At 52.0% G+C, this 9050-nt stretch carries 16 protein-coding genes and 1 tRNA gene; all 17 read right to left on the reverse strand.

Going from position 1 to position 9050, the window contains the following annotated elements; all coding sequences use genetic code 11:
• Window positions 1-187: 187 nt before the first annotated feature.
• Window positions 188-273, reverse strand: a tRNA-Tyr gene (locus tag ACTJJ7_RS16375).
• Between the two features lie 433 nt (window positions 274-706).
• The gene (locus ACTJJ7_RS16380; protein WP_440968146.1) at window positions 707-1444 is read right to left on the reverse strand and encodes a hypothetical protein; all 738 of its coding nucleotides are present in this window, start codon (window positions 1442-1444) and stop codon (window positions 707-709) included.
• 1 nt (window position 1445) lies between these two features.
• A complete protein-coding gene (locus tag ACTJJ7_RS16385; protein ID WP_440968148.1) occupies window positions 1446-1898 on the reverse strand; it encodes a hypothetical protein in 453 nt (150 codons plus the stop codon).
• Entirely contained in the window at window positions 1895-2203 is a 309-nt protein-coding gene (locus ACTJJ7_RS16390; RefSeq protein WP_440968149.1) for a hypothetical protein, read from the reverse strand. The genes ACTJJ7_RS16385 and ACTJJ7_RS16390 overlap by 4 nt, the downstream gene beginning before the upstream one ends.
• The gene (locus ACTJJ7_RS16395; RefSeq protein ID WP_440968151.1) at window positions 2200-2370 is read right to left on the reverse strand and encodes a hypothetical protein; all 171 of its coding nucleotides are present in this window, start codon (window positions 2368-2370) and stop codon (window positions 2200-2202) included. The genes ACTJJ7_RS16390 and ACTJJ7_RS16395 overlap by 4 nt, the downstream gene beginning before the upstream one ends.
• A complete protein-coding gene (locus ACTJJ7_RS16400; protein ID WP_440968152.1) occupies window positions 2367-2543 on the reverse strand; it encodes a hypothetical protein in 177 nt (58 codons plus the stop codon). The genes ACTJJ7_RS16395 and ACTJJ7_RS16400 overlap by 4 nt, the downstream gene beginning before the upstream one ends.
• Before the next feature lie 283 nt (window positions 2544-2826).
• Entirely contained in the window at window positions 2827-3078 is a 252-nt protein-coding gene (locus tag ACTJJ7_RS16405; protein ID WP_440968154.1) for a hypothetical protein, read from the reverse strand.
• A 4-nt stretch (window positions 3079-3082) separates the two neighbouring features.
• On the reverse strand, window positions 3083-3436 hold the full coding sequence (locus ACTJJ7_RS16410; RefSeq protein ID WP_440968156.1) for a hypothetical protein: 354 nt from the start codon (window positions 3434-3436) through the stop codon (window positions 3083-3085).
• The gene (locus ACTJJ7_RS16415; RefSeq protein WP_440968157.1) at window positions 3436-4881 is read right to left on the reverse strand and encodes a replicative DNA helicase; all 1446 of its coding nucleotides are present in this window, start codon (window positions 4879-4881) and stop codon (window positions 3436-3438) included. The genes ACTJJ7_RS16410 and ACTJJ7_RS16415 overlap by 1 nt, the downstream gene beginning before the upstream one ends.
• Entirely contained in the window at window positions 4878-5435 is a 558-nt protein-coding gene (locus tag ACTJJ7_RS16420; protein ID WP_440968159.1) for a hypothetical protein, read from the reverse strand. The genes ACTJJ7_RS16415 and ACTJJ7_RS16420 overlap by 4 nt, the downstream gene beginning before the upstream one ends.
• Window positions 5432-5776, reverse strand: coding sequence for a LexA family protein (locus ACTJJ7_RS16425; protein WP_440968161.1), 345 nt, complete (start codon window positions 5774-5776; stop codon window positions 5432-5434). Before ACTJJ7_RS16425 ends, ACTJJ7_RS16420 begins: the two co-directional genes overlap by 4 nt.
• Window positions 5773-6438, reverse strand: a complete 666-nt coding sequence (locus tag ACTJJ7_RS16430) for an HNH endonuclease (RefSeq protein ID WP_440968163.1) — start codon at window positions 6436-6438, stop codon at window positions 5773-5775. The genes ACTJJ7_RS16425 and ACTJJ7_RS16430 overlap by 4 nt, the downstream gene beginning before the upstream one ends.
• Window positions 6435-7208, reverse strand: coding sequence for a DNA-methyltransferase (locus tag ACTJJ7_RS16435; RefSeq protein ID WP_440968165.1), 774 nt, complete (start codon window positions 7206-7208; stop codon window positions 6435-6437). The genes ACTJJ7_RS16430 and ACTJJ7_RS16435 overlap by 4 nt, the downstream gene beginning before the upstream one ends.
• Window positions 7209-7367, reverse strand: coding sequence for a hypothetical protein (locus tag ACTJJ7_RS16440; protein ID WP_440968166.1), 159 nt, complete (start codon window positions 7365-7367; stop codon window positions 7209-7211).
• On the reverse strand, window positions 7364-7882 hold the full coding sequence (locus ACTJJ7_RS16445; protein WP_440968168.1) for a GcrA family cell cycle regulator: 519 nt from the start codon (window positions 7880-7882) through the stop codon (window positions 7364-7366). Before ACTJJ7_RS16445 ends, ACTJJ7_RS16440 begins: the two co-directional genes overlap by 4 nt.
• A gap of 4 nt (window positions 7883-7886) precedes the next feature.
• Window positions 7887-8492, reverse strand: coding sequence for a helix-turn-helix domain-containing protein (locus tag ACTJJ7_RS16450; protein ID WP_440968170.1), 606 nt, complete (start codon window positions 8490-8492; stop codon window positions 7887-7889).
• On the reverse strand, window positions 8493-9026 hold the full coding sequence (locus tag ACTJJ7_RS16455) for a ribosome modulation factor (RefSeq protein ID WP_440968172.1): 534 nt from the start codon (window positions 9024-9026) through the stop codon (window positions 8493-8495).
• Between the last annotated feature and the right edge of the window lie 24 nt (window positions 9027-9050).

A 9050-nucleotide genomic window follows, 5' to 3' on the forward strand; every position in this document is an offset into this window, starting at 1 on the left:
TGTCCTGCTTGCCCACTTGATCGGGAATACGCCAGCGGCCCTGATTGTCAGCGATCTGACACGAGTGAAAACCTTGTGATGCTATCGCAGGTTGGGTAGCCTTAAGGAGGTGCCGCTATGAACACCGTTACATTAGGGGAGTAGCGTTTCACCGCACGTCAGGGCCTGCTAGGCTCAACCCTAAAAATGGTGGGTGCGGATGGAGTCGAACCACCACAGCATACGCACACGGTTTACAGCCGCTTTGTCTCGCCAGTGACTAGGTGCACACCCTAAAAATGGAGAAGATGACCGGAATCGAACCGATCTTCACAGCTTGGAAGGCTGTCGCATCTCCTTGATGACACCCGCGAATTGAATTGCAGACTGCTGGGCCACTTTAGATGAACGGTTCGCATAAACGGCTACTAAACCCAGAACAGCACCGCTCATCATCTGCAAGTTGAGTTAGTGTGGATCAGATTATGACGTTGCCCGCCTAAGCTTCCCAGCTTACGGGGTCGTACCGATCGGTGCTGTCTTCACCACAAGGGAGGGAAACTGTAGCGGCCCATGGAGCCTATCCCGCCACACTAAGAATTAACCAAGCCATCCGAATGTTTCAGCCTTCGCGTTCCATCGGGCTTCGCTTGGTATTGAATAGCCAACGACCCCGCCTTTGTGATCAACAACATCGTTTCCGCGAGGTCATCAGTGGCTGTCTGCATTATGCCGCCCGTTGCCTGAGCTTTTCCTCACGCTGGCGGCGCTGTTCCTTGCGACCTTCATAATACGAGAAGTCCTGCAGCTTTTCATCAAAAGCGAGAGGCTTTGCATCGTCAGCCATCCAGTGTGTCGGCTGCTTTGCTTCGTTGTCATGATCCGCGATTGTATCTGAAATATGCCCGATTTCGGTGTCAGGTTGCAAGGTGGCCAACGTGGCATTATCGTTATGCTGCAATGGCTTACACCGCAAAGCGAATGAAATTTCGAGCAAAGCCCGCTTTTTGCAGTCTATCCCGTATACTCGATGCACACGTTCGATATCACGACACCACTTTGAAAATGCCCGGCCACCGGCTTTTGAAGACGCCCACGCCCAAAGACAGCGTCGATCCCGCTCCCGCTTGACCAACTTGATCAGGTCCATGCAACGCTCCCATTGCGTAACATCCTGCGGCTTAAGCTTGTCAGTCTTCCCATCCCAGAAGTCGCGGCTATCTTGGTCGAGACGTCCGTGATCCCCCATCTCCAATTGATCTCCAGCTTCGCGCTTGCGACGGATCATTGTGCTTAGCGGGTCATCCTTGCGGTGCGGTGCAGGCCAACTGTTCATATCAGCCTGATCATGCACAAAAGCCAGTGATTGCGATCTCAGTTTTGCGGGGCGCTCACCTGCCGGTGGCATCTTCCGCTCGATCTCTGCCGCAACAATGAAAAGCTCTGCGATTTCTGCATCAGTCATTTTAACCTCGCCTATCATCTAACAAGTCAGGTTGCATTGAAAGTGGTCCGAATTTCCGCTTCAGTCTTTCGTACATCATCGCGGCAAGGGCATGGCGCTTGGACACAACACCCTCAAGATCGAGACACCAGAACTGCAGAACACCAAGAGGCATTGAATCAAAGAATGAGTACCAGGACTCAACATTGTTGTTGACGATCTCCGGGAAGTTCTTCTCTGCCGCTGTCACCAAGTCATTCACAGCCCACATAACAGTCTCATCAAGGCACACGCGGTTATTTGCGGTATCTGCCAGCGTTCCGAGCACAAAACGCGCCCTTGCCTCTCCATGGCGCTTTATGATGCGCTCTATAGTATTTGGTGCGCGCGTCTGCCCTCCTTTAGGAGCAACATTCGCGGGTACAACCGTGATGTTGAATTCCTTACATAGTTCGACGGCGCGCGCTGTGTTCATTCCACCCATGAGCCGCCAAAATGTGAAACGATCAATTCTTCCATCGCCTCGGTTACTGAACTTGCAAATTCATAGGCGATGCGAAGACCTGCATCCTTTTTTAATTTTTCGAATGAGGGGCTGATCGCTCCTGAAATCCTACCTTCATCAATCAATCGCAGGCCCCGTTTAGTAATATTGGCTCGTTCGAGCCTCACACGCGCAATCAGCGCTCGCACTGTTTCCTTGGTGACAAAGACTTGCTCACTTCCTTCAAGATTCCTCTCGATGGTGGTGATCTGTGCGTCGGTGATGGGGACCGTCATTTAATCACACCCAAATCGGCTAATAGTGCCAGAACAAACGGTTTGACTGCTTCGTGCTCATAAATCTCCACCTCATAGTCGCCATCTTCGGACGGCTGAACTTCACGAATGGGCGCGTGATTGAGCGCATAGCGGATTGCATTATCAATTTCGACATCACGGATCATGGCTTCTGTTCCTCCATTCGAAGCAGTCCAATCAGCATTGGCGCATTGCTGTAGGCAAAGTCAGCCAAGAGGTTCCACGCTTCGGCATTGGCGGGATCGCTTGCATGGCGGTTCTGGTAATCTAGAACCAATCGGCAAAGCTCATCAGACAGTGGTTCTTTGGCTTCGCTCATAAGCCCCATCCCTCCACATGAAGATATCTTTCAGTCACTATGGATATCCTTCCATTGTGGGAGCTGGCTTTGCAGATTTGATTTGTGAGGTTCGGGGCATACCCACCAGCCAATTACACTGATGATCTTGAAGAGGCGCCAGCGGAGCGTGGTCATTTGATCACTCCACATGCCAGAAACCCCACCAGAAGAAACCAACCGAATATCTGTCTGTCACCACGCCATGCAAGCGCGCCAGCAAAGGCAAAGCAGGTTGCAGATGGAAGAGCGGCGAAGAATACATTCATGGCTTTGCGTCCCCATTCTCATCGAACAGTTTGGCCAAATCCTTGATGTGGCTGACTTGCTCTGTTTCGGTATGATTCCACCGAATACGAAAACCGAGGCCAAAAATGACAATGGAAACCTCAAAGCCTCCCATTGCGTCATCATCCTCAATTTCAAGATGAACTGGATGGAACGTGTACCAGTTGCAGGATTGGAAGAACTGCGACCATTCTTCAATCCAATTGAAATGCAAACCGAGATAACTCATATGCTCAATCCTCCATCTGATCTGTTTTGGTTCTAGCTATCAACTCCCTCAACCATGCGCCGTCGCCTTCATCCTGCCGGACAGTAGCCGTCGTGGGCTTGAAGTGCGCTTCGGCTGCCTTGATGTGCTGAGCCGACATTTTCTCACCAGCACGAACCAGAACAGGCTGTTCGATATCCTGCTTTTCTCGCCATGCGGCTAACTCTGCATCTCGCTTATCGTCAAAGTATCGTTCGCCCTTCGGACCCCCGTTCTGGTCAATGTTCATGACCGTCTCGTATCTTGTTTTCCAAAGCAGCCGATACTGGCCTATCCAACCACATTCCTTCTTGATCGCACGTGCATCTGAGCGGTTCATCAAAGTGTATCCTCAAACATGCTTGGGACTGGTTCGTCGCGCTTGCTAACGTATCGGGTGTATTCAGCTTCAAACCGAAGGCGGAATAACCTCGATGGATCGCCGAAGCGAACTTTCATCGCGCCAATCTCGGCCTCATCTTCCTGCCATTTCTCGCGCTGGAACCTTGCGTCAACGCGTTCGGCATCTTTCTCGTCGTCAGCCGTGGCTAACTGCATTTTCCAATATTTATGAGCGCGGTACAGGTACAGAAACCCATCGTAATCCTCGATGCCCTGTTCACCGCCAAACACATCACTAGCGATTGGTCGAGGGTTCTTTCGCCTCATGCCAAAGGTGTTGCGTTGATTGAGATTGAACCAAACCAATTGGAACTCATCGGCCAAATCCTTGCAGACGCCGTTAGCCTCAGCAGCAATACGGCCTTCGTGATCGTTCTCTCGCTTTGGCTTGATCTTCCGAACGTGATCGAGACAAACCAATGGAACGCCATAGTCGCCCCCACGATGCGTTTTCATGAATTGGCGTACATATCCGGCAATTTGTGCCGTACCGTCCTCACGCTGGCTGCATTTGCGAATGACGAGGGGATTCTTGGCAATATCATCCAGGTTCTTGTGATATTTCTCCCACTGCGCTTCTTGCATGTTTCCGGCCCGAATACGGTTCGCATCAATGCCAGTCCGTTGCGATACAATCTGGTCGATGCATTGCACTGCGGATTGATCATAGGACAGAAACAGAGTCGGGTGATTGCGCGTCGAAGCAAAATCAATGATCTGCATTACGAGGCTCGTCTTACCCTCCCCTGATGAGGACAAGAGCCCATAGAGGTTTCCCGCCTCCATATCACCGTTGAGTATCTCTGATATCTGAGGAAGTGGGAGAGGAACGGTTGGCTTTTTCACTTTCGATGTGTGGCGCGTCTTCATATAATCGACGGTCGCCCTGATGTTCCCTGATTGCTGTTCTTTTGGGCTATCCGATTTCAGCGCAGCAAGTTCTGTTTCCTTCGCGCTGGCTATTGAAATTGCCGGTACATCTGGATCGGGAGAGAACGCCTTTTCGACCATATCATCGCCGATAGAGATAAGCTTGCGCCGTTCCCACATATCTACGATGGCAAGACCATAATCACGACTGTTAATGACAGTGACGGCACCCGCTGCAAGGGCCGCCATGTACTCCATCACCGTCAACTCTCCGATCTTATCTTCGGCTGGCAAAAAGGATTTGAGGGTGACGGGATTAGCTTGTTTGCCTGATCCAATTTGCGACGAAATCAACTTCCACAGCTTGCCGTGAAACGGCTCAAAGAAGTGCTCTGGCTTGAGGAAGCCCATGACAACCTGAAACGCGTCATTGTTGACAAGAACCGCGCCCAGAAGCGCTTGTTCGGCTTCGATATTGCTTGGCATCTCACGGGGGAATTCCTGGTCGCTCATGCCGCCCTCATCGCGAGTTGCTTGAACCTCTGGCATGCTTCTCCGGCCATTGCGATACCGACGGCTTCCGCCGCATCAGCATTCTTCACCTGAATTTTGAATGTCCTGCATCGCTCGACGGCAGCGCGCTTCCATGCAGCACGGTCAAAACCAGGCGACCGGCCCATTCCTAAGAAATGCTTTCGCCATGTAGCAGATGGGATTGTCTCCCAAGGTATCTTGTAGGCCGCGATGATGCCGATAACCGCTCCGGTAATGCTGGATAGCTGCAAAGCGTTCGGATTGATGGTGTTCTCTTCAACCGGACCCGCAAGTGTCTGTTTGGTCTTTTTGAACGACACAACATTGCGCATGGGTTGCTCGATAGCGATAAAGTCGGGACGGTCGTTCCTGAGAAGCGAAACCATCTGTTGAGCGATTGACGCCGCTTTGTCTTCCGCATTCTCGCCAGAGGCCTTTATTAATCCAGTACAAATAGTTGACAGTGGCGACCCAGGTTCATACCAGGCAAATCCAGTAGTCGTCGCAATATCTAGTCCGAGAATGCGCATCATTGCGGCACCTCGGCGATCATGATGCAACGCGCTCTATTCGGGAGACGGAATATATGACCCCGCTCTTCCAGTGCGCACACAATCCTGCTGATACCAGACTTAGATTGAAGCCCTAGATAATCACGCATTTCATCAAACGAGGGAGAGATGCCGTTATCATTGATGAAATCCCGGATATAAGTCAGCAGTTCAGCCTGTTTCGATGTGAGGCCGAGTTGCGAAAACACAGGCAACGTCTTCTGTGTATCAACATGCGTGTTGGACAACTGGCGCGCTATTTCCCGTGCAAGGCCGGGACGCTGCCGGATTATAGTCATGGCTTCGGCTTGGTGGGCTCTCATTCCGCAGCCTCCTGAATGGATCGTGAAGCGCAAAACATGTCTGGCTGATTGTAGGCGTGTTCGACCTTCATGTGACAGGACTGGCAGAGCCCGATGAGATTTCGGCGCTCATTAGCCTCATCGGCGCTCGTAAATTCCCGAAACGGTCGCTTGTGGTGAACTGGAAGTGATTTGCCGACGTGCTTTCCACAGCTGTCGCAATTACCGTCCTGATCCGCTACGACTGCGGCTCGAATGGTTGGCCATCCCTTACCTCGATATGTTGTAACCCCACCGACATACCCAGTGGATTTTTCACCGTCAAAACATCCAGAAGCTTCGAAACATGGCCTTCCGCAAAACTTGGCAACACCATTCTGCCGAGCCATCCATGGCTTCTGCGAGAAGCCGGTACCGCAGTGATTGCATAATAGTTCCAAACCATCCTTCCAATTAGGATTGGCGCTTCCTCGGATTTCATTCGACACGAAGGCATTCGCGGGACGTAATCCTGCACGCAAATTGTTCCCGACCATATGCGGCTTTGGCCCAACATTCAAAGTGGTACGGGCCCTGAATCGGCCACCACATTTGAAAGAGCAAAAGAGCGTTTTCTCTCGTCGATACGGTCTAACTGAATAGCCGATTCCGCATTCTTTACAGATGTTCGTTTTAAAACTCATGATGATGCCCCACTGCTAAAAGCAGGCATTTGCTCAACCCTCACAGCTGAGAACATGTCAGGGTGATTGTGTGCTTGCTCTATCCGGCGGCACATCATTTCAAAGTACCGTTCATCGATTTCGATTCCGATGAACTTCCTTCCTAAATTTACACACGCGACACCAGTCGACCCGCTGCCTGCAAACGGATCAAGCACTACCTCATCGATCTTGGAGGAATTGAAGATGTATTCCGACATGAGGTGGACGGGCTTTTCAGTCGGATGGCCGCTTGCCTTGTCTACCCCACCGCGAACAAGCTGTTTTGAGCTTGGATTGTTGATGGTTCTCGCCTGTCCCTTCCAGAAGTACAGGGTGAACTCGACGTTCTTCATGTACCAACGATTGGCGGTCGGCGTGACCTTATCCCAGACCAGCAGATTATGCAGTTTGAACCCAGCACTGAATGCCGCGCCGCTGATGGGATAGACGTTCTTGTCATTGCTCATGACGTAGCAATCGGCATCTTCCTTCAACGCCGCGTGGAACGCCTTCATCATCTCTGGGAACGGAACCGTCGCCATAACCAATTGGCCATCATTGCGATAGTTGTGGGCCGCAAAGATGCCGGACATGGTTTTTGATGATTTTGAAACTCCGCCTGTCGTTAAGGCATAGGGCACGTCACTTACGATCAGAGCAGCTGGCTCAAGTGTCGGCATGATGTTCATCGCATCGCCCAGGTATAGCGTACAGTCACCGATTACTTCTTTGCGGGTCCAAGGAGCCATCTATCGGCACCTCGCTACCTGAACCGGATTAGCGGCGCGTGGCAGTGCATTGGCACTGCAGGTGGCCAGCATGAAGATCGCTGCAAAGCCAATCATGCAGTACATCAGCACATAGGTGCGCGTGTCGGAATTGTTGTTGTCGTTGTCTGGAGGGGTCATGCTACCCTCCTCGCAATGTGCTCAGCCTTAGCTTTCGCTCGAAGCGTTTCAGAGCGTGGCTGGAAGACAAGCTTGCGATGATGCGGGCACCAGGATTGACCTTCGTCCGTTTCCTTCCCGCAGAAGCGATATTCACCGCCCTGCGCGGGACTATCGATCTCAAACCGGCACTGCATGACACCGCATTCATGGATCAGCAGACGAAGGCAATCAGCTTCATACTCTTTGGTCGTGATTGCCGGTTTCGGTGCTTCGAACAATGGATCGAGCGCGCGAGTGGCCTTCTTGGCAGCCAGATTTGTAGAATTGAATGTGCGCTTGTTGATCTTGCCGACGAGCGATGCTGAGGTCTTGGGCGCTGTTTTCATGTTCAGCCGGAACATCTTGCCAAGAACGGCGCTTCGGGTTGTGCCAAGCTCACGAGCGATGACCGACCCAGATTGGCCGTCAATCACCATCGTCTTCATGCGGGCTACGACTTCATCAGTCCATTGGAAGGGGTTGTACATGTTCATAGCGTCAATCCTTCCTGCGGGCGTCGGCTGCGATAAGAATACGAGACAGACGCTTCTCCGGGATGCCAAGGTGCAATGCTATTTCCGCCTGTTTCCATCCTTCTCGGCGCATCTTCTGCGCCCATCGAATTGCAGCTGGACTGACTGCATACCGCTCCCAGTCTCGCGGTCGATCAATGTTGTTGAGGGCTGAAAAAACAGTGGTGCGATGCCGATTGAACAGATCGCCAAGGGTAGGAAGCGGCATCTTTGGATAAGCGCGATGAACCGCAGCCATTGCTTTGTGCCGCGTCGCTACAAGGGGCTGGTATCGGTTATCGCCAACGATTTCTTGGAATGAAAACCCATCCTTAGCCGCAATGGCGAAAATGATTTCACTGGGCGTCGGCTTCTTATTTTTCCTTAGAGCCTCTTCGATCCGTGCGAGCCGAGCCTTGCGCGCTTCTTCTTCTGGGTCCGGTTGGACCAGCACCACAAAGGATGCCTTTCGTTGAGCCTCTATGAGGCGCTGAGCGACCATCTTGGCTTCATCCCGCTCCCTCTGCGCCGCTACTGCTCGCTGATAGTCTGGTGATGCCTCTAGAACTTGTCCGTATCTGAGTTGGGCCATTTACGCGGCCTCCTCGTCGGGAAAGTCCGGATCTCCGTCGTCGTTGTCTGCAGCGGCATTCCGCTTCTCCATGACGATCTTCATGGATTCCCGAGCAATTTCCTGCTCTTTGGACCATTCCTCAGCCCATGCGCGTCCCATCGGACTATGTTCGTCGTATGGGTTGGATCCGATACCAGTTGCGCCGGCAGCCTTCCCCTGACGCCGTGCAAGGTCTTCTCCGGGCTCACGATCAAAGTTCCCAAACATGTCGGGCTGAAAATCAACGGGAAGAGCAAACCAGGATGCGATTTCGGCCTGCTGTTTCAGAGTATCAATGATAATCTGGCCATCTTCGATGTCCGCACAACGGAACATGAAATCGATATCTGCCAGTTTGATCTTCTCAGCCTTGGCCAGCTTCCGCCGCTTGTTGTATTCCTTGCGGGCTTCCTCAAGCTTTTCTTTCGCCTCACCGATGTTCCGGTAATGGTCCATCATAAGCGCTTTGCGCTGTTCTGGTGTAAGCTCTGAATTATGTCCGACTTCGGCCATGCTCATTCTCCTTTCCATTGATCG

The sequence above is a fragment of the Phyllobacterium sp. 22229 genome (assembly GCF_052056495.1).
GTDB classification, from domain to species: Bacteria; Pseudomonadota; Alphaproteobacteria; order Rhizobiales; family Rhizobiaceae; genus Phyllobacterium; species Phyllobacterium myrsinacearum.

What these genes read in the sequence shown, in the direction of transcription:
- ACTJJ7_RS16405 (WP_440968154.1), bottom strand. Translation starts at nt 3,078, where the DNA reads ATGAGTTATCTCGGTTTGCATTTCAATTGGATTGAAGAATGGTCGCAG.
- ACTJJ7_RS16385 (WP_440968148.1), bottom strand. Translation starts at nt 1,898, where the DNA reads ATGAACACAGCGCGCGCCGTCGAACTATGTAAGGAATTCAACATCACG.
- ACTJJ7_RS16440 (WP_440968166.1), bottom strand. Translation starts at nt 7,367, where the DNA reads ATGACCCCTCCAGACAACGACAACAACAATTCCGACACGCGCACCTAT.
- ACTJJ7_RS16415 (WP_440968157.1), bottom strand. Translation starts at nt 4,881, where the DNA reads ATGAGCGACCAGGAATTCCCCCGTGAGATGCCAAGCAATATCGAAGCC.
- ACTJJ7_RS16445 (WP_440968168.1), bottom strand. Translation starts at nt 7,882, where the DNA reads ATGAACATGTACAACCCCTTCCAATGGACTGATGAAGTCGTAGCCCGC.
- ACTJJ7_RS16455 (WP_440968172.1), bottom strand. Translation starts at nt 9,026, where the DNA reads ATGGCCGAAGTCGGACATAATTCAGAGCTTACACCAGAACAGCGCAAA.
- ACTJJ7_RS16410 (WP_440968156.1), bottom strand. Translation starts at nt 3,436, where the DNA reads ATGAACCGCTCAGATGCACGTGCGATCAAGAAGGAATGTGGTTGGATA.
- ACTJJ7_RS16380 (WP_440968146.1), bottom strand. Translation starts at nt 1,444, where the DNA reads ATGACTGATGCAGAAATCGCAGAGCTTTTCATTGTTGCGGCAGAGATC.
- ACTJJ7_RS16420 (WP_440968159.1), bottom strand. Translation starts at nt 5,435, where the DNA reads ATGATGCGCATTCTCGGACTAGATATTGCGACGACTACTGGATTTGCC.
- ACTJJ7_RS16430 (WP_440968163.1), bottom strand. Translation starts at nt 6,438, where the DNA reads ATGAGTTTTAAAACGAACATCTGTAAAGAATGCGGAATCGGCTATTCA.
- ACTJJ7_RS16450 (WP_440968170.1), bottom strand. Translation starts at nt 8,492, where the DNA reads ATGGCCCAACTCAGATACGGACAAGTTCTAGAGGCATCACCAGACTAT.
- ACTJJ7_RS16400 (WP_440968152.1), bottom strand. Translation starts at nt 2,543, where the DNA reads ATGAGCGAAGCCAAAGAACCACTGTCTGATGAGCTTTGCCGATTGGTT.
- ACTJJ7_RS16395 (WP_440968151.1), bottom strand. Translation starts at nt 2,370, where the DNA reads ATGATCCGTGATGTCGAAATTGATAATGCAATCCGCTATGCGCTCAAT.
- ACTJJ7_RS16425 (WP_440968161.1), bottom strand. Translation starts at nt 5,776, where the DNA reads ATGAGAGCCCACCAAGCCGAAGCCATGACTATAATCCGGCAGCGTCCC.
- ACTJJ7_RS16390 (WP_440968149.1), bottom strand. Translation starts at nt 2,203, where the DNA reads ATGACGGTCCCCATCACCGACGCACAGATCACCACCATCGAGAGGAAT.
- ACTJJ7_RS16435 (WP_440968165.1), bottom strand. Translation starts at nt 7,208, where the DNA reads ATGGCTCCTTGGACCCGCAAAGAAGTAATCGGTGACTGTACGCTATAC.